This window comes from Lysinibacillus sp. PWR01 (assembly GCF_043359455.1).
Lineage (GTDB): Bacteria > Bacillota > Bacilli > Bacillales_A > Planococcaceae > Lysinibacillus > Lysinibacillus fusiformis_F.
In genome coordinates this window covers 12,103-31,011 of sequence record NZ_JBHERJ010000081.1, presented here as the reverse complement: position 1 = coordinate 31,011, position 18,909 = coordinate 12,103, and the positions used below count along the sequence as shown (strand labels likewise).

Below are 18,909 nucleotides of genomic sequence, written 5' to 3'. Positions count from 1 at the left end.
GAATAGTACAATATGTACTATTAAGATATTAATATATCAGTATATTAAAGGAGGAAAGTATGCGAGCGACAGGCAAATTAAGCAATAGAATAGTGTTAATGTCATTGGTAATGTTAGTGGCTTTGTTAACTTTTTTCATTATAACAACAATTTATACAGCAAAATCATCTGTTAATAAAACAATGGGAACGCAGGCAGTTACAGTTGCTGAGAATATTGCAAAACATTTAAATGCAGCTGAATATGAGCAACTCTCAAAGGAACCAAAAGAATCTGAGTTATATTGGCGACTTCGGGAAGAGCTCAACGAATTACGTGAAATAAATGGTGTTCTCTATGCCTATACTTTCGCAGTACCACAGGAAGATAAAAAGGTACGGTTTTTAGTGGACGGTATGCCAGTAGATGACCAAGAAAATGCTGGAACTATAGGAGACGAGTCTTCTTCCACATACTACAAAGATATTGAAAAAGTAAAAAATACAGGAAGTTACTACTCCGATATTTTACATAGTGATTTTGGAGATTATTTATCTGGTACTGTTCCATTAAAGGATGGGGCAGGGAATATCGTTGCCTTTGTTGGGGTTGATATAGAAGCAACAGAGGTAAGCAGTGTTGCGAATGCAGTATTAACAGCCATTTTACCTGCTTTAATTGTTGTCATATTAGCTTTAACAGGTATTGTTATGTTTATCCTGTATCGTTATATAAATGGAGCATTAAAACCTTTAGCCCACTTAGGGATTGCAGCGCAAAGTTTTGCTCAAGGGGATATTGCTAAGGCAACGATAGAAGTAGAGAAAATACAGTTAAAAGGAACAAATGAAATTACTATATTTGCACAATCCTTTAGAGAATCACTACAAAAATTAAAAGAAACATTCCATACGATTCAACAACGCACATTTGCCTTACAAAATGTTGTTCAAAAAATTGATGAGACCTCTCAACATGTGGAAGCATCAAACGCTCAAATTGCTGATCGGATTATCGAAATAGCAGCTGGTAGTGAGCAACAGCAGCAAAACAATCAAGAGGTTGTATTGACTATGGATGAGATGTCGATTGGTATTCAACGACTAGCTGATACAACTTCAGAAATTGCAGAGTCATCATCAGCTATGACAGGGTTGGTTGAAACAAGTGTTAGCCATTCTCAAGAAGTTGTCTCTCAAATTCAGAATGTGGAATCTTCTGTTTTACGTACGGCTAATCATGTCGAGGAAATGGGTGAAAAGTTCCGATCGATTGAAGAGATGGTGTCGATCATTACGAGCATTGCGGATCAAACAAATTTACTTGCTTTAAATGCTGCGATTGAAGCAGCAAGAGCAGGAGAAGCTGGAAAAGGATTTGCAGTCGTAGCGGATGAAGTGCGTAAGCTTGCAGAGATGTCTAAAGCATCTGCTGACGAAATACACATGCATTTAGAAAGCTTTAAGCAAATAACTGATCGAGCGTTACAAGAGATGTCTAGCAGCACAATAGATGTACAAGCAGGCAATAAAGCAGTACAACATATAGGTGTAAGTCTAGAGAAAATATTGCAGTCTGTTCTTGAGGTGAATAATAAAATTCAAGATGATTCTGCGGTGATTGAAGAAATGTCAGCAGGCTCTGAGGAAGTATTAGCTACTACCGAGCAGATGAATGCTATTGCGAAGCATAGTGTACTAGGAACAAAGGAAGTAGCAACTGCCTCCGATTTACAAGTATCTATGGTTTCTGAATTAAATGAGGTTGTAACAATATTAGATCAAACAACGAAAGAGGTTATAGAAACGATTAATACATTTAAATTATGATAATCTTAAAACTATTTTTCTATAAGCGTACGCCTTGTGGAAAAATAGTTTTTAAAATTTTTGACCATTAAAATATTACTAGTGGTTAGCATAAAAGTATTGAAATGAACCAGATTAAGGGAAATTAGAAAATAATTTGTGCTTTACCCATTGTGAAAACTTTCAAACCATAACATAATATAAAGTAATATATTGTTGAACGAAGAAAATAAGGGGGTTAAAGTATGAGGTTTTTACGTTCAATACAGGGGAAATTGATTATTATATCATTAGCACTACTAATTATTCCAAGTTTGATTATTGGTATAGTTAGTTATGGTAAGGCGAAGAATGGTATGGAGGATATAGGGGAGCAGGTTCTTTACAATAGTGTTGAATCCGCTTTGCAATTAATCGAGCTTGCAAATGAGAGTGTTGAAAAAGGTGACGTTCCTTTAGCAGTTGCACAGGAACGAGTACGTGAAGCGTTTCTTGGTCCGAAAGGTAGTGATGGAAAACGGCCTATTAATTATCCTGGTGATTTAGGGGAATATGGCTATATCTACGTATTGGATGATAAGGGAACATTAACAACACATCCAACTCGAGAAGGGGATAATCTTTGGAACGATCAAGATAGTAGTGGGAAGTACTTTATTCGAGAAGTAACTGAAAAGGCACTTGATGGTGGTGGTTTTACACAATATGAATTTGAACTACCAGGTCAGGATGTCTTAGCAGATAAAATTATTTATTCTGAGAAAGATCCACACTGGGGATGGATTATTGCATCAGGTACATACATGCAGGATTTTAATGCAGAGGCAAATTCTTTATTGTTAGTAATTGGTCTGACATTAGTCGGTGCCATCATTATTGGAACGATTGTTGTCATTCTAGTATCAAGACATCTGGCATTACCAGTTCAGAAATTATCAAAACGCGTGCGTGAAGTAGCGAAGGGAAATTTAACAGTAGATATTGAGCACTTACAGCGTTCAGATGAAATTGGACAGTTAAATGAGGGCTTTAATGAAATGGTAAATCAACTCAAAACGCTCATTTCAGATGTGGAGGAAGCAATTGTAGAAATACAATCGACATCAGCGAATTTAACTGCAGTAGCTGAAGAGACAAATGCCTATGGTGATGAAATCGTCAAAGCAATTAATGAAGTATCCAAAGGTGCAGTCAAGCAAGCATCTGATGCAGAGGATACAAACCGAACAGCTATCGAGTTTGCGCAACAAATTGAAGGTTTGCATGATAAAAATGAATTAATGTCGGATGCATCACAGCATATGAAAAAATCAAATGAAGAAGGCCTAGTTAATCTAGACAGCTTAAAGGATAAATCACGGGAGTCTTCAAATCTTATTCAGAATATTCAGTCTGTGTTTGGTAGCTTAATTGTCAAGGTGCGTGAAATTGAAGGCATCGTGGGGACAATTACGGAGATTTCAGATCAAACGAATTTACTTGCACTTAACGCCTCTATTGAAGCAGCAAGAGCGGGTGAACATGGTAAGGGATTCGCAGTTGTTGCGGAAGAAGTACGCAAACTTGCTGATCAAACATCTGTAGCGACTGAGCTAGTACGCACGACGCTAAAGGGCATTGAAAGTGAAACAAACTTAGTCAATGATGAGATGCAGAAAACCCATATCATTGTACGTCAACAAAACGATTCTGTCGTGGTAACAGAATCATCCTTTAAAGAAATTAAATTGGCTGTTGAAAAAATAATCGCCATCATAGGAGATACGACAGAGAGTGTTGAATATCTAAATAGCTCCAAAAATGATATTATGCAATCAATTGAAAGCATTGCGATGATTAGTGAAAAGAATGCTGCTGCGTCTGAAGAGGTAACAGCATCTGTAGATGAGCAACAGCGAGCGATTCAACTCGTTAGCGAATCTTCCAATGATTTAACCGATGAAATATCAGCCTTACAGGAGTCTATTAAACGGTTTATATTGAGATAATCGTTCAGGGTGCTTGGTCAACAAGCATCCTTTTCTTTTTATCCTCGTTAATAAAAGGTAAAGGAGGAATGATTTGTGAGAAGGTGGTTGATGACAGTTGGTGTTATTCTAGTCGGTATAGGAATCGTTCTTTATATTTGGTTGGGAAAAGAAATAGATCAGGGTGTAGAACCTAATGCCAACGGTTCAGCTGATTATTTGATTATATTGGGGGCAAAAGTAAAGCCAGGTGGGGTGCCATCGCTTTCATTAAAAAGTAGATTAGAGGTGGCTGTTCCATACTTAACAAAATACCCACATGTTAAGGTCATTGTGTCAGGTGGACAAGGCCCTGATGAAGATCGAACAGAGGCATCTGTAATGCAAGACTATTTGGAACAGCATGGCATCGATGCTACAAGAATTATCATAGAGGATCAATCTACATCTACTTATGAAAATTTAGTATTCTCTAAAGAATTATTACCAAAAGATACAAAAAAAATTACCATCGTTTCTAATGACTTTCATTTGAAACGTGCAAAATATCTTGCTGAAACTTTAAAGTTTGAAGTAGATGTCCTATCAGCAAAAACACCAAAATCAGTAGAAGTGAAATTAAGAATAAGAGAAAGAGCTGCGTTATTAAAAACATATATTGTGGGCTATTAAAACAATAACGCCTTTGATTAAGGAACAGCTTCTTTCTCACAAAAAAATCATCACAACAGAATAGAGATAATTATTTCTTAATAGATTCTATTTGGCATATAATAGAAATATTACGGGGTATAGGACAGAAAGAGGGGACTTTAATGACAACGTTTAAAGAATATCAATACAGCCGTCCAAATGTGGCATCGATGAAAGAGCAACAATTAGCACTCATTGAGCAATTTAAACAAGCACAGTCGATGGACGAGCAAAGTAATATCATTGAAAAGCACAATGCAATTAGTAATGACTTTGCGACAATGGCTAATTTAGTATACATTCGTGCTTCAATCGATACGAACGATGAATTTTATCAAGCAGAACGTGATTATTTCGATGAAGTAGGTCCTGAGCTAGAAGAAGTCACGACAGAATACTATAAAGCATTAATTGATTCACCGTTCCGTGAACAATTAGAAGAAAAATGGGGCCAACAATTATTTGATCTAGCAACTTATCAAATTAAAGGCTTCTCACCGGCAGTTATTGATCTGATGCAAAAAGAAAACAGACTTGTTTCTGAGTACAATAAGCTTGTTGCTTCTGCACAAATTGACTTTAATGGGGAGACATTAACGCTTGCTCAACTTGGTCCGTTTGCAGAGTCAACTGATCGAGAAACACGTAAGGCAGCAACGGATGCTCGTTTTGGCTTCTTTGCAAAACATGAAGATGAATTCGATCGTTTATATGACGAACTTGTCAAGGTACGCCATGAAATTGCGATTAAACTTGGCTATAACAACTATGTTGAACTGGGCTATATTCGCATGAATCGTATTGATTACAATGCTGATATGGTTAAAAAATTCCGTGATCAGGTTCGTGATTTAATTGTGCCTGTTGCAACAAAGCTATACGAGCGTCAGGCAAAGCGAATTGGCATTGAAGATTTTAAATTTTATGATGAAGCACTTAACTTCTTATCAGGTAATGCTACACCAAAAGGGAATCCAGAGTGGATTGTAGCAAACGGTAAAAAAATGTATGAGGAGCTCTCACCTGAAACAGGAGAATTCTTCAATTTTATGATTGATCATGACTTAATGGATCTAGTAGCGAAGAAAGGGAAAGAAAGTGGCGGTTATTGTACGTTTATTGAAAACTATCATTCCCCATTCATTTTCTCAAACTTTAATGGTACTTCAGGTGACATCGATGTATTAACACATGAAGCTGGACATGCTTTCCAAGTTTATTCAAGCCGTGACATTGGCATTCCTGAGTATTTATGGCCAACCTACGAATCTTGTGAAATTCACTCGATGAGTATGGAATTCTTCACATGGCCTTGGATGGAGCTGTTCTTTGAAGGTGATACAGAGAAATATAAATTTACACATTTAAGTAGCGGTCTTCTATTCTTACCATATGGTGTGGCAGTAGATGAGTTCCAGCATGTTATTTATGAAAATCCAACAATGACACCTGCTGAACGTAAAGCTGCATGGAAAAAAATTGAGGAAACATATTTACCACACCGTGACTATGATCATAACAGCTACTTAGAGGCTGGGGGCATTTGGCAACGTCAAGCTCACATTTATGCAAGCCCGTTCTACTATATCGATTACACGTTAGCACAAATCTGTGCCTTCCAGTTCTGGAAACGTTCACGTGAAGAATTTGAAGCGGCTTGGAAAGACTATATCCACCTTTGTGGTTTAGGTGGCTCCATGTCCTTTACAAAGCTTGTAAAAGAGGCAGGCTTAATCTCACCATTTGAGGATGGCTGTGTTGAATCGGTTATAGGAGAAATTGAGGCATTCTTAAATTCAATAGATGATTCTTCTCTATAATGGATTACTTAAATTCGTTTCACTTCCACGATAACTATTGTGGAAGTGAGCGAATTTTTTAGTTTGTCAGAGGAGTTCTGTAAAAAAATACTAGGATACTTGCGAAATGGTTAATATATCAGTAGTATTTTCAGTAACTGCAATTAAAGGAAGTGAATGAAAGTGACGAGGAAAGTTTGGTTTCAAGTAGGGGTAGGGATACTACTTACACTACTAATCATTAAATATTTTATAGAAATTCATTGGATTTTTTCACCACTTGTCATCATATTAAAAGCCATTTTTGTGCCTTTACTACTTGGTGGTGTTCTCTATTATGTGACTGAGCCGATTCAGAGGTTTTTAGAAAAACGTAGGTTTCCTAGATGGGGAAGTATATTGACGATTTTGTTCGGACTAATAGCAATGGTAGGCGTTTTTGGCTGGATTATTGGTAACCCGATTGCCGAGCAGGTCAATAAATTAGTGAAGAATGCCCCTATGATTAGTACAAGTATTAGTACGAGCATTCAGCAACTAACAGACTATGTAACGCAAAATAAGGATAACTTCCCCCAGCAATTAAATGATGTTATCAAAAAAATGGCGAATTCGGTACAAGATATTGCAGTAGTGACGAGTAAAGGATTTGTGGCCTTTTTACAATCCATTGTATCTGTGTCGTTATTAGCCATTTTAATCCCATTCTTCTTTATTTTTATGCTGAAGGATCATGAGAAGTTTGCTCCATCCATCTATAAATACTTCAGTGGTGAACGTCAGCAATGGGTAAAGAAAACGTTAAGTGAAATTGATGATGTATTACGTACTTATATTCAGGGCCAACTGCAAATTAGTTTTTTATTAGCACTTATAATGTATGTAGGCTATTTAATTATCGGATTGGACTATTCGTTATTGCTAGTGATTTTTGCATTCTTTATGAATATGATTCCGTTTATTGGGCCTTGGATTGCCTTTGCGCCAGCTCTGATTGTGGCCGTTATTCAAGATCCGATTTTAGTGGTTTGGGTATCCGTTGTGACGCTAGTTGCGCAGCAAATAGACAGCAACTTTATTACACCTAATGTCATGGGGAAATCACTTGATATTCATCCGCTTACCGTTATTACAATTATTTTAGCGGCAGGTAATATAGCAGGTTTTATTGGTATTATTATCGCTGTGCCATTTTATGCAGTCTTAAAGGTTATCGTATCCAATATTTATGATCAACGTAATGCGATTAAGAAAAAAGCAACGAAATCAGTATAGGAGTCGAAACAATGGAACAAGAAATTGTAAAGGTATTTAATGAACAGCATGAGCAAATTGGGACAGCTACGAGAGCAGAAGTGCATGAAAAAGGGCTTTGGCATGAGACTTTCCATTGCTGGCTTGTCAATGAGGACTATATTTATTTTCAAGTACGCAGTTCACAGAAAAAGGATTATCCGGGGTTACTCGATATTACGGCAGCAGGACATCTTTTAGCGATTGAGACAGTAGAGTCAGGTATTCGAGAAGTGAAAGAAGAATTGGGCCTCAATATTGATGTCCATGAAGTTGTTAAAATGGGTATGACCTCTTGTAGTATCGTTTCTGAAAATATGATTGACAATGAATTTTGCCATGTCTACATATACCCTTTCAAGCATGATTGGGATTCCTTTGCTTTACAGTATGAGGAAGTATCAGGCGTAGTAAGAGCGAGGCTAAATGAGGCGGAGGCTTTCTTTTCAGGAGAAACAACGACACTGAATATTGAAGGGTATGAATATTTCCCTGATGGTCAACGTGTGAGAATTGTCAGACCAGTCGATACCGCACAATTTGTTCCTTATCGGGAATTGTATGTAGCACAGGTGATAAAATTCACACGTGAAAAAATATTTAATCAAACCTCATAAGCTTAAATAGGATAAGCTATAATATTAGCTTGTCCTATTTTCTTGCGCAAAAATGATTTAGAAACGACACGATATAATAGGAAAAAATGAGTTATACTGTTAGATAGATTGTAAAGAAAAGGAGCATTTTTTATATGCTAACATTTGAACAAAAACAAGCGATTATTGAATCGTTTTCTGAGCTAACAAAAAAGGAAATTTCTTTAAAGCGCCTAAATTATCACTATATGGATAGTCTTTACGAAAAGACGATTGTAGTTGAAAAATTACACCCAAATGGCAATGGCTTTGTCTTTGTTGGAGATTTATTGCGCTACGAGAACGAGGCTAATGATAAAGGATTAGTAAATATCCGTGATTATGATGAACAACAACTTCGTGAAATTATTGAAGACGCTATCCAATATTTATCTGAAGAAGTAGAAGAGCAGGAGCCGATTGTAGAGATTTGGCATAGCCGAGATGGTAGTCAATTACAACTAGCTTTTGAGCAACGTTCTTGGAATGTGTATCATGGAGACAATCTTGAAGAGGCATTTGGTACGTATGAGGCTGCGAAGGAATATTTACTCGAAGAAGGCTTTCGTACAAAGAAATAAGAAATACGGGGGATCATGATAGATGAACGGAAAAAAATTAGTGGGAATTGTTATTGTTGTTGTGATTGCGGCATGTTTATTTTCAGTTTATACCATTACTAATTTTTATAAAAACCACGAAGAGCAGCCAAATAGTGAAAATCGTGAAATTAATAAGTCAAAGAGCTTGAATTTAATTTTGCCACAGGCTACAATTATCTCGAATTCAAGATAATTGAGAGGTGACTGTCAGTGCAACATATTTATTATAAAGGAACAGACGAAACGAAACCGACATTATTATTGCTACATGGTACAGGTGGTAATGAAGAAAGTCTTATTGGACTGGCAAAAGAAATAGATGAAACAGCTAATATTTTAAGTGTTCGTGGGAATGTACTTGAGCATGGAATGCCACGATTTTTCCGCCGATTAGCGGAAGGTGTCTTTGATATTGAAGATTTAATCTTTCGTACAAAGGAGCTTCATGAATTTTTACAGACGTCAGCACAGCAATATGGCTTTGATCGCCAACGAATTGTAGCAATAGGTTATTCGAATGGTGCTAATATTGCAGCAAGCTTATTATTCCATTATGACAATGCATTAGCAGGAGCTATTTTACACCATCCAATGGTACCAAGACGTGGTATCGAATTACCGCAACTTTCTTCAACACCTGTGTTTATCGGTGCGGGCTCGAATGATCCGATGTGTACAGCACAGGAATCTGAGGATTTAGAAACACTTTTAAGTTCGGCAGGCGCAACGGTAACGACGAAATGGTTTAATTTTGGTCATCAACTAACAATGCCTGAAGTACAAGCAGCAAAAGAATGGTATAACAGCATCTACGCTTAATTGAAATATCCGCTTCCTTTTATCAAGGAGGCGGATTTTCATTATGTTATTTACTTTTCTTCGAGAATGGTAGCCACCAGTTCCAATCGCCAAATAGCTTCATAAGACTAGGTACAAGCATAAGACGAATAATCGTTGCATCAATAGCAACAGCAATGGCGATACCCACACCAATTTGCTTCACAGGCATCACATCAGTAAAGGCAAATGCACCTGTAATAACAATCATGATAAGCGCTGCCGATGTAATAATACGGCTTGTGGAGGTCAGTCCATCAATTGTTGCGCGCGTATTGTCGGAGCCCTTTAAATATTCCTCTTGGATACGAGAAATTAAAAAGACTTCGTAGTCCATACTTAAGCCAAATACAAGACAAAAAACAATAACTGGAATGATCAGTACAATGGAGCCTGCTTCTATACCAAAATGTCCATATTGGAAAATATAAACGAGTATACCGAATGCAGATGAAAGCCCTATAATGTTCATAATGATCGCCTTTAACGGAATTAAGATAGAACGGAATGCCAACATTAAAATAAAGAATGTGGATACGATAATAATCGCTATAGCCAAAACAATTTTATTAGCAATTTCATCAAAGATTTCTTGGTTGAATTTAGCTGGCCCTCCAAGTGCAAAATCCACGCCTAGGTCTTTGTCCATCCATGTTCGAGCAAATTTTTGAGCTGTAGAGGAAGAACCTGCTGCATCAATTGTGATTGGGACAAATAGCTGGGTATCCTTCGAGAAGGAATTAATAACAGGTTCTAATTGTTCTGCAACCTGTGGAATAGCTAAAGAAGCAGAAAGCTCCTCAGGTGTTTGAATGTTAGCAGCTGTATATATAGTTGAAACATTAGTCACTAACGGGTCCTTTAATAGCTTTTCTTGAATAGAATAAATTAGCTCTCTACCTTCAGTATCCTCCCAGCCATCTTTTCGTTCAGCCAATAAATATAATGTAGAGGATTCACCTAGTCCAAATGTTTCATCTAATTTATCGTATGCTGCACGTGCATCATATTTCGTTGGTAAGGAGTCCACTTGTGGAATCGTTAATTGGATATCCTTTAAAGGAATCATGCCAATGCCAAGTAACAATAATGCTGAAATCACTATAGCTACCGGATGTTTCATGACAAAACCTGCAAAGCCGCGCCAACGATTTGCGCCACCTGGTTTAACACGGATTAAGCGCCATTTATTAAGTCTATCTCCTAACAGCATCATTGTGGCAGGAAGTAATGTTAAGCCAGAAAGAACGGCTAATAGGACGACTATAGTGCCTCCTAGGGCGATATTATGAAAAATTTCTACATCAATGACAATCATCGCACCTAAGCCAATCATGACACAGACTGCGGAGAAAATGATAGAACGTCCTGCTGTCTGTATAGCAGTTTGAATGGCTTGTGCAATAGAAGTATGAGCGCGTTCTTCTCGGTAACGATTAATAAACAGCAACGCAAAATCAATACTTAAAGCCAGCCCAAGCATCGGGACAATATTTAAGACGAAAATAGATAGATTTACATTAGCACTAAGCAGCGTCATCATACCAAATGCCGTAACCACTGTCACAACACCAATGATGATTGGTAGAATAGAGGCAACAACTGTACCGAACGCTAATAAGAGAACCACGATGGCAATTGGCAATCCAATGGCTTCAGCTGATGCTAAATCCTTTTGACTAGCAGTATTTATGTCAGCAGAAATAACAGGACCTCCAGTAATACTAACACCGTCTTTTTCAATTAATGAGCGGAATTCCTCAACAATGTCCGGAAGGTTTTCTACATCGTTCTTTATGTGAACCATAGCATAGGCAATACCATCTTTCCGTAAAGAGGAGTCTTCTAAAGGTGATTGAATAGAATGAATCTCTTTTTTGCTATCTAATTTTTTTAAAGTGTCTTCAATTTTCTGATCATCAGCTGGATCAAAGACAACCAATATCGTATTAGATGGTAAATCAAATTTTTCTGCTAGCTCGTTGGTAACATAGGTATGATCTGCTTCGACAAAAAAACCATCACCTTGAAGTTTACCTGGAAGCTGTAAAGCAAAGTACGCCATTGCTAGAAAAATAATAAGCCATATGACTACGATTGCTTTCGCATGTGCTGTAATATAAGCTGAAAAAGTTTTCATAGTTGTTTATACATCCCCCTTTTCAATTAGTGTAAAGGATGTGTCACATTTTGTCGTGTGACAAAGTAAAGACTCCCATCCATTTTGTGGACGGGAGTCTTGTTGTTAAAAGAATAATGATAATACAAAATAAATAACAGATGCCATAACGGCTGAAATGGGCATTGTAATAACCCAAGTAGTAACAATCTTACGAGCCATACCCCAGTTTACACCACGTACACGCTGTGCTGAACCAACACCCATAATGGATGAAGAAATAACATGTGTTGTTGATACTGGTAAGTGAATTAATGTAGCGCCAAAAATAACAGTAGCTGATGCTAAATCTGCCGCAACACCATTAACAGGACGGATTTTCATAATCTTACCGCCAACGGTTTTAATGATTTTATAGCCACCGATTGAGGTACCTAGCCCCATGGCTGTAGCTGCTGCAGCACGTACCCAGAAAGGTATTTCATCCCCAGTATGCAAGCCACCAGCGATTAAAGCCATCGTCATAATTCCCATTGCTTTTTGCGCATCATTTGTACCATGGGTGAATGATTGGATAGCAGCAGTGAAAATTTGCATTGTGCGGAAACCTTTATTTGTTCGATATAAATTTAAATTTTTAAACCATATTTTAAAAAGTGTCATCATAATAAAGCCTGCACAAATAGCAAGCAACGGTGAAAATACTAACGCCATAATGATTTTAGTAAAGCCGCCATAGTTTAACACATTGAAGCCAGCTGACGCGATAGCAGCACCAGCAATAGACCCAATCAATGTGTGTGAAGAGCTGGAGGGAATACCGAAATACCATGTCAGTAAATTCCAAATGATAGCGGAAATTAATGCAGCTAAAATAACGACTGAGCCTGTCGTGTCACCTTCAAAAGCATTTAAAGCAAAAGGGTCTACAATATCTTTTGTTAGAGCTTTCGCAACCCCTACAAAGGTGATAGCACCGATAAAGTTCATTGTTGCGGCCATGATGATTGCCGTGCGAGGCGGCAATGCTCTAGTAGAAACCGAAGTTGCGATAGCATTTGCTGTATCATGGAAGCCATTGATAAAGTCAAATGTTAGGGCAAAGATGACGACCAGTACGGTTAATATAATGATTGTGTTCATTGTAAAGTGCCCATCTCCTAATTATGCGTTACGCATGATAATTGTTTCCATAGTATTTGCTACGTTTTGACAATGATCAGCGATATCTTCAAGTTGTTCATAAATATCCTTAAATTTAATGAGGCGGATTGGATCCTTTTCATTTAAAAATAACTTCTTAATAGAAGTACGTTGTACCTCATCACATTCACGTTCATAGTCTTTAATAAGAATTGCGTGCGGACGCATGCCAATTAGATTCTTTTTCTTTAACTCTTCTGTCGCTTTGACTATTTCATCAGCACTTTTTGAAATAAATCCTAAGAAAATGCGCATAGATTCATCAATCTCAGTGAGCGAAAACATTTCAAAGTGCGCAATACAGTGTTCTGTACCATCTAAAACATCATCCATACGAATGGCAAGCTCTAAAATATCCTCACGTTCAATAGGTGTCATGAATGATTTGTTTAACATTACAATCAGTTCATGAATAAGCTTATCACCAGCGGTTTCGTAATTTTTCATTGTAATGCTAATCTCTTTTAGGTCAGCCACACTGTTAATACGAAAATCATTTGCGTAATGTACAGCCTCTCTCATATTTTCAGCAATTTTATGCAATGTAATAAAGAAAGGGTCTTGTTTTTTTGAGTTAAGCATGTGAATCGAATCCTCCTGGATATAAATAAATTAATCGACCTCTAAACTTTACTATCATAACAAAATCTTTAATTTATCTACATAAAAATTTTATATTCGACACGAAAATTTACATTCCTGTAATATACAATTCGTTCACAAAAAGTGAGATGGTCAAGCTGTATTTATTTTTATAGGTACAGATAAAACCTTGTTATAATGGGCAATTTTTCTATAAAGGTGGCTTATTAGTACAGATAAAGCCACAAAAAATGATAAATAAAAATAAAAATAGCGAGTTTGAATTGTAAAGGTAATGTAAATTCGTTTGGAGACCAAAAGAGTACCTTCTTATTCTTAAGAATATCTTCATTTTTATCCTCTCTCTTTATTAAGAATTGTTTTCTACAATGAAAATGAATGAGAAAGGAGCGTTTATTAGCAAATGATTCAAGTTGAAAACTTACAGCATACATTTTTAATTGGAAAACGAGGGAAGGAAAAGCAAGTGCCAGTATTGAAAGGTGTGAACTTTGAGGTCAATAAAGGAGAAATTGTTGCCATTGTAGGTAAAAGTGGCTCAGGAAAATCGACTTTATTACAAGTTTTAGCTGGTTTTATGAAAGCTGAACAGGGCTCTATTAAAGTAAATGGAAAGGAAACAGCCCATCTAACTGAAACAGAAAGTGCTGCCTTCCGTTTACGTCAATTCGGTTTTATTTTTCAAAACTTTCAATTGATGCCTGGTTTAACGGCATTCGAAAATATTGAATTACCTTTAAAGCTACAGGGTTTGCGTAAGGCTATGCGCAAAGAAAAAGTAAAAAAATTAATGGACAAGGTTGGTTTGACAGAAGTAGCAGACCATTATCCAAATGAATTGTCAGGTGGACAGCAACAGCGTGTCAGCATTGCACGAGCCCTTATTACAAATCCTCCGATATTACTTGCAGATGAGCCAACAGGGAGTCTCGATTCAGAAACCGAGCAGGATATCTTACTGCTCATTCAAAGTTTAAATCGTGAATTAGGGCTAACTTTTGTCATTATAACGCACGATGAAGAAGTAGCTACTATCGCACATAAACGCTTCCGCATGTACGATGGAGAACTTGTAAAGGAGGAAGCTTAACATGTTATTTAAGGATCAACTAGGTTTTGTAACACAGCATATCAAGAAAAACAAGCTACGTGTGTTTATGACGATACTAGCTGCAACGATGGGCTGTGCCTTTCTAATCGTGCTAGCATCGGTTGGTTTTGGCTTACAGGAGTCTTTACGCAATGAAATTCTGTCAAACGAAACCGTTACGAAAATTCAAGTATATGGCGATAAGCAATTAACTGAAGAGCAAGTACAAGAAATTAAAAAAATGGAGCATGTAGAAACAATACTTGAAACAATTAGTGTCAATGCTTCCGCGCAATCATTTTTCGAGGATCGTGATACAACTTCTAATTTAATATTGTCAGATATGCAGGATTTTGAGCAGGTAAATGGAAAGCTTGCAAAAGGGCACTATCCAACAAAATCCAATGAAATTGTTGTAGGCTATCATTTTGCGCAAACATTATTAAATGAAACAGAACGCAATCTCATTGCGGAAAAGAGTAAAAAGGCTGAAGCAGAGGGCACTTACTATGATGGCAGTGAAGAAGGCTATAAGGAATCATTGATTGGAAAAAATATTGACCTGTCCTTAGTTCCTCACTCTGGCACAAATGATGAAACGCAAAAAATGAGCTATACAATTGTTGGCATAATGGAGAAACCTTCTTATGATTGGATGGTTGATAATGCTATTCATATGGATAAGGTACAAAAGGCAGTATTAGCTGAAAATTTATCTACAAGTAATAACATGGCAGAGGATGAGCTATTTTACTCTGAATTTAACATTTATGCGGATACTTTAGAAAATGTAAAGCCGATTTTAGAGAAATTAAAAGATAGAGGTTATAGCGTATATTCAGTCACTGAGCAATTAGATCAAATGAATGTATTTTTCCTTGTATTAAAAATTGGCTTAATCTTTGTAGGTACGATTGCTGTGTTGATTGCTTCCATTGGTATTTTCAATACAATGACAATGGCTGTCACAGAGCGTACTCGTGAAATTGGTGTGTTAAAGGCAATTGGGGCAAGTCCAAAGCTTATTCAACGGCTGTTTTTAATGGAAAGTACATTTATCGGTATTTTTGGTACGCTAATTGCAGTTATTATCTCATATGCCATCAGTTTTGCGGCTAATGCAGCATTACCATTGATTCTTAAGGCAGCAACTGGAGAAGAAGCATTCGCAACAAATGATATTACATTTTCTCTGATTCCATGGCAACTAGTTATTATTGCAGCGGCCATTAGTGTTGGTGTAGCGATGATTTCAGGCTACCGTCCAGCACGTAAAGCAACTAAAATCGATGTTATTCAAGCTTTGCGACAAGAGCTATAATAAAAAGGCGGTCCAATCAACATTGGATCGCCTTTTATTTTGATAGAAGTGCATTATAAGTACTCTTTTAACTCATTAGCTAAAAATGGTGTTGCATTGAGTAATTTTAAGAAGGCATCATAGCTTGCACGTTGCTCTTCATTTGGTTTTTTACCTGTTTGATATGCTCGAATTAAAATATTTTTAGGTGTATTCTCCATATCAATAAACTCTAAAAGCTGTGCCTCGTAGCCAACAAGAGATAAAATTTCAGCTCGAATAGCGTCTGTGGCAAGTGCTGCAAAACGCTCTCGAACAAGACCGTGTTGCAACATAATGTCTAGAGCAGGCGTATTTAGTTGACGATTTAACTCATGCTGACAGCAAGGAACACTTAGAATGACACTTGCGCCCCATTTCACAGCACGAGCCAAGGCCATATCTGTGGCTACATCGCATGCATGGAGTGTCACCACCATGTCTACAGTGCTTTCATCATTATAATCATTGATATCTCCTACAAGAAATTCTAGCTGGTCATAGCCTAAATCCTGTGCTATTCTCGAGCATTCTTCAATAACCTCTTTTTTTAAATCTAAACCAGTAACACGAATGTCTAAGCCTTTTTCGATTTTTAAATAATGATACAAAGCAAAGGTTAAGTAGGATTTACCTGAACCAAAATCTAAAATCCGCACCTGTCGATCCTGTGGTAAGTATGTTAAGGCGTCATCAATAAATTCAATGAAGCGGTTAATTTGTTTAAACTTATCATACTTTTGTTTTTTAACCTTTCCTTCTTCTGTTTGAACCCCTAGTCGAATTAAAAATGGATAGGGTTGGTTATCTGAAAGTAAATGATTTTTTTTACGATTATGGGCTAAATTGACTTGTTTAGGTGAAGTCGTTTTATCTGATTTCCAAAGGACTTTATTCTTTTTGGATAATTGCACATGTACCGTTTCATCTACGAAATCGATATGGGCTTGACGATACTCCTCAAAAAAGGCGTCAAGCTTGGAAGGAAAATGAGCCAATTGAATATTTTCATGTTTTAAAATGCGTTCATATTGGTATTCAATTTGTATATGGTACTGATTCTTTAACATTAATGGTTTTAATTTTACACGTTTTACTTCGTTTGATTTCATACGTGGTTGACTGATTGTAGCAGTCACAAGCTGTTGTTGCAAAATTTGCTCAGTGAGCAGAGTTTTCATTTCTTCAAATGTCATACATTTTCGCCTACTTTATTGTGTAATAGATGGCACTAGTTTAACACATTTTATAATAGACAATGTCTACTTTGGCATTCGGAAATAATTTAATAAAAATTCCGAGTATTTATAGGTAGAATTGTATATTCATGGTATCTTAAATATAGTAATTCTTTTTGAATTGGTGATACTAAGTATTAAAAAGGAGGAGAAAATATGTCGGATAACATGTATCAATTATTAGCAATTATTATTTATATGGTCGCCATGCTAGCAATTGGCTGGTATGCATTTGTTAAAACATCGAATTTAACAGATTATATGCTTGGCGGTCGTTCTTTGGGTCCAGCGGTTACGGCGCTAAGTGCGGGTGCTGCGGATATGTCTGGCTGGCTCCTAATGGGCTTACCAGGTGCAATATTTTTATCAGGTCTTGTGGAAGCTTGGATTGCGATTGGACTCACAATAGGGGCTTACCTAAACTGGCTACTTGTTGCACCACGTTTACGGGTATACACACAGGTTACGAATGATTCCATTACCATTCCAAGTTATTTGGATAACCGATTACGGGATAATACGAAGCTAATTAGGATTGCTTCTGGTATCATCATCCTATTATTTTTCACGTTTTATGTATCGTCAGGGATGGTAGCAGGAGGCAAGTTTTTCGAGAGTTCATTTGGTTATGATTATCACACAGGGTTATTAATCGTTTCAGGTGTAACAGTCGCCTATACATTATTCGGTGGATTTTTAGCTGTAAGTTATACAGACTTTTTACAAGGACTTATCATGTTTTTAGCACTTATTACTGTACCGCTATTTGGTTTATTTGCAACAGGTGGAATAGGAGAAACGATTTCATCTATTAAATCCGTTAATCCAGATCTTCTGAATTTATTACCAGCCACTGCTACAGCAGCGGGGATTATTTCTTCAGTTGCTTGGGGGTTAGGTTATTTTGGACAGCCTCATATCATTGTCCGCTTTATGGCGATTAGCTCTGTGAAAGAAACGAAGCAAGCACGACGCATTGGTATTGGCTGGATGATGTTAAGCTTATTTGGAGCTATTGGAACTGCCTTGGTGGGTGTAGCTTATTATCAGCAAAATGCTGGTGAGCTAAAAGACGCTGAAACAGTATTCATTGTACTTGGACAGATTTTATTCCATCCGTTTATAGCAGGTATTATGCTGGCGGCTATTTTAGCAGCTGTTATGAGTACAATTTCATCCCAATTAATCGTAACATCCTCAGCACTTGTAGAGGATATTTATAAAGCATTATTTAATAAAACAGCAGACGATAAACATTATGTTTTTGTTGGACGTATGGCTGTATTAGTTGTTGCAATTATTGCAGCAATCCTAGCATGGAATCCAGATAGCTCCATCTTAAGCTTGGTTGGCTTTGCATGGGCAGGATTCGGTGCCGCTTTCGGGCCAATTATTTTGCTTTCTTTATATTGGAGAAAGTTAACGAACTATGGAGCACTTAGCGGAATGGTGACAGGGGCTGTAACCGCGTTTATTTGGGGAAAAGTAGATGCTTTATCAAGTGCTTTGTACGAAATTGTTCCAGGCTTCTTTGTTTGTTTAATTATTGCGGTTGTTGTCAGTATGCTGACATTTAAACCAAATAAAGAAATTGAAGAAGAGTTCACACGCTCAGAAGCATTGCTAAAAGAAGAAAGAAAATAGTAATGTGGTTTAAATGCGCCTTTCCTTGAGGCGCATTTTTTTAGAAAAGTGAATGATGTT

16 protein-coding genes are annotated in these 18,909 nt (G+C 37.0%); 12 read left to right on the top strand and 4 right to left on the bottom strand.

Translation table 11 applies throughout. The annotated features are described in order from the left end of the window. Positions 1–59: 59 nt before the first annotated feature. The 9 genes from ACEVFT_RS18300 to ACEVFT_RS18260 all read left to right on the top strand — a co-directional run bounded on the left by ACEVFT_RS18300 (position 60) and on the right by ACEVFT_RS18260 (position 9,595). Positions 60–1,808 (top strand): methyl-accepting chemotaxis protein, encoded by a 1,749-nt coding sequence (locus ACEVFT_RS18300; protein WP_393950953.1) that lies wholly within the window; start codon positions 60–62, stop codon positions 1,806–1,808. Between the two features lie 224 nt (positions 1,809–2,032). Then, positions 2,033–3,775, top strand: coding sequence for a methyl-accepting chemotaxis protein (locus ACEVFT_RS18295; protein ID WP_393950952.1), 1,743 nt, complete (start codon positions 2,033–2,035; stop codon positions 3,773–3,775). 75 nt (positions 3,776–3,850) lie between these two features. After that, positions 3,851–4,426, top strand: a complete 576-nt coding sequence (locus ACEVFT_RS18290; RefSeq protein ID WP_483869626.1) for a YdcF family protein — start codon at positions 3,851–3,853, stop codon at positions 4,424–4,426. Positions 4,427–4,569: 143 nt separating this feature from the next. Then, positions 4,570–6,267 carry a M3 family oligoendopeptidase gene (locus ACEVFT_RS18285; RefSeq protein ID WP_205445958.1) on the top strand — a complete coding sequence of 566 codons (1,698 nt, stop codon included), beginning with the start codon at positions 4,570–4,572 and terminating at the stop codon, positions 6,265–6,267. Between the two features lie 156 nt (positions 6,268–6,423). Continuing rightward, positions 6,424–7,521, top strand: coding sequence for an AI-2E family transporter (locus ACEVFT_RS18280; RefSeq protein WP_205445957.1), 1,098 nt, complete (start codon positions 6,424–6,426; stop codon positions 7,519–7,521). An 11-nt stretch (positions 7,522–7,532) separates the two neighbouring features. Next, positions 7,533–8,156: an NUDIX hydrolase gene (locus ACEVFT_RS18275; protein ID WP_393950951.1), complete on the top strand. Its 624-nt coding sequence runs from the start codon at positions 7,533–7,535 to the stop codon at positions 8,154–8,156. A 134-nt stretch (positions 8,157–8,290) separates the two neighbouring features. Then, the gene (locus ACEVFT_RS18270; RefSeq protein ID WP_004231915.1) at positions 8,291–8,755 is read left to right on the top strand and encodes a hypothetical protein; all 465 of its coding nucleotides are present in this window, start codon (positions 8,291–8,293) and stop codon (positions 8,753–8,755) included. Positions 8,756–8,777: 22 nt separating this feature from the next. Then, positions 8,778–8,969, top strand: a complete 192-nt coding sequence (locus ACEVFT_RS18265) for a hypothetical protein (RefSeq protein WP_205445955.1) — start codon at positions 8,778–8,780, stop codon at positions 8,967–8,969. A gap of 17 nt (positions 8,970–8,986) precedes the next feature. Then, positions 8,987–9,595 (top strand): alpha/beta hydrolase, encoded by a 609-nt coding sequence (locus ACEVFT_RS18260; RefSeq protein ID WP_393950950.1) that lies wholly within the window; start codon positions 8,987–8,989, stop codon positions 9,593–9,595. Between the two features lie 46 nt (positions 9,596–9,641). Here the strand turns inward: ACEVFT_RS18260 and ACEVFT_RS18255 are convergent, their stop codons facing one another. The 3 genes from ACEVFT_RS18255 to ACEVFT_RS18245 all read right to left on the bottom strand — a co-directional run bounded on the left by ACEVFT_RS18255 (position 9,642) and on the right by ACEVFT_RS18245 (position 13,517). After that, on the bottom strand, positions 9,642–11,753 hold the full coding sequence (locus tag ACEVFT_RS18255; protein WP_393950949.1) for an MMPL family transporter: 2,112 nt from the start codon (positions 11,751–11,753) through the stop codon (positions 9,642–9,644). A gap of 105 nt (positions 11,754–11,858) precedes the next feature. Next, positions 11,859–12,875 (bottom strand): inorganic phosphate transporter, encoded by a 1,017-nt coding sequence (locus ACEVFT_RS18250; protein WP_205445952.1) that lies wholly within the window; start codon positions 12,873–12,875, stop codon positions 11,859–11,861. Between the two features lie 21 nt (positions 12,876–12,896). Further along, on the bottom strand, positions 12,897–13,517 hold the full coding sequence (locus ACEVFT_RS18245; protein ID WP_205445951.1) for a DUF47 domain-containing protein: 621 nt from the start codon (positions 13,515–13,517) through the stop codon (positions 12,897–12,899). A gap of 424 nt (positions 13,518–13,941) precedes the next feature. Between ACEVFT_RS18245 and ACEVFT_RS18240 the strand changes: the two genes are divergently transcribed. Beyond that, the gene (locus tag ACEVFT_RS18240; protein ID WP_342441840.1) at positions 13,942–14,628 is read left to right on the top strand and encodes an ABC transporter ATP-binding protein; all 687 of its coding nucleotides are present in this window, start codon (positions 13,942–13,944) and stop codon (positions 14,626–14,628) included. Between the two features lies 1 nt (position 14,629). Next, on the top strand, positions 14,630–15,949 hold the full coding sequence (locus ACEVFT_RS18235) for an ABC transporter permease (protein ID WP_393950948.1): 1,320 nt from the start codon (positions 14,630–14,632) through the stop codon (positions 15,947–15,949). A gap of 53 nt (positions 15,950–16,002) precedes the next feature. On the opposite strand, the gene ACEVFT_RS18230 is transcribed toward ACEVFT_RS18235, so the two are convergent. Next, a complete protein-coding gene (locus ACEVFT_RS18230) occupies positions 16,003–17,163 on the bottom strand; it encodes a class I SAM-dependent methyltransferase (RefSeq protein ID WP_342533521.1) in 1,161 nt (386 codons plus the stop codon). A gap of 198 nt (positions 17,164–17,361) precedes the next feature. On the opposite strand from ACEVFT_RS18230, the gene putP reads away from it, so the two are divergent. Beyond that, complete coding sequence (gene putP / locus ACEVFT_RS18225) at positions 17,362–18,849, top strand: sodium/proline symporter PutP (protein WP_393950947.1); 1,488 nt, start codon at positions 17,362–17,364, stop codon at positions 18,847–18,849. The last annotated feature ends 60 nt before the right edge of the window (positions 18,850–18,909 follow it).

Coding starts and splice junctions, on each gene's coding strand:
- ACEVFT_RS18270 (WP_004231915.1), top strand. CDS start 8,291: ATGCTAACATTTGAACAAAAACAAGCGATTATTGAATCGTTTTCTGAG.
- ACEVFT_RS18265 (WP_205445955.1), top strand. CDS start 8,778: ATGAACGGAAAAAAATTAGTGGGAATTGTTATTGTTGTTGTGATTGCG.
- ACEVFT_RS18275 (WP_393950951.1), top strand. CDS start 7,533: ATGGAACAAGAAATTGTAAAGGTATTTAATGAACAGCATGAGCAAATT.
- ACEVFT_RS18250 (WP_205445952.1), bottom strand. CDS start 12,875: ATGAACACAATCATTATATTAACCGTACTGGTCGTCATCTTTGCCCTA.
- ACEVFT_RS18285 (WP_205445958.1), top strand. CDS start 4,570: ATGACAACGTTTAAAGAATATCAATACAGCCGTCCAAATGTGGCATCG.
- ACEVFT_RS18240 (WP_342441840.1), top strand. CDS start 13,942: ATGATTCAAGTTGAAAACTTACAGCATACATTTTTAATTGGAAAACGA.
- putP (WP_393950947.1), top strand. CDS start 17,362: ATGTCGGATAACATGTATCAATTATTAGCAATTATTATTTATATGGTC.
- ACEVFT_RS18235 (WP_393950948.1), top strand. CDS start 14,630: ATGTTATTTAAGGATCAACTAGGTTTTGTAACACAGCATATCAAGAAA.
- ACEVFT_RS18255 (WP_393950949.1), bottom strand. CDS start 11,753: ATGAAAACTTTTTCAGCTTATATTACAGCACATGCGAAAGCAATCGTA.
- ACEVFT_RS18295 (WP_393950952.1), top strand. CDS start 2,033: ATGAGGTTTTTACGTTCAATACAGGGGAAATTGATTATTATATCATTA.
- ACEVFT_RS18230 (WP_342533521.1), bottom strand. CDS start 17,163: ATGACATTTGAAGAAATGAAAACTCTGCTCACTGAGCAAATTTTGCAA.
- ACEVFT_RS18245 (WP_205445951.1), bottom strand. CDS start 13,517: ATGCTTAACTCAAAAAAACAAGACCCTTTCTTTATTACATTGCATAAA.
- ACEVFT_RS18300 (WP_393950953.1), top strand. CDS start 60: ATGCGAGCGACAGGCAAATTAAGCAATAGAATAGTGTTAATGTCATTG.
- ACEVFT_RS18280 (WP_205445957.1), top strand. CDS start 6,424: ATGAAAGTGACGAGGAAAGTTTGGTTTCAAGTAGGGGTAGGGATACTA.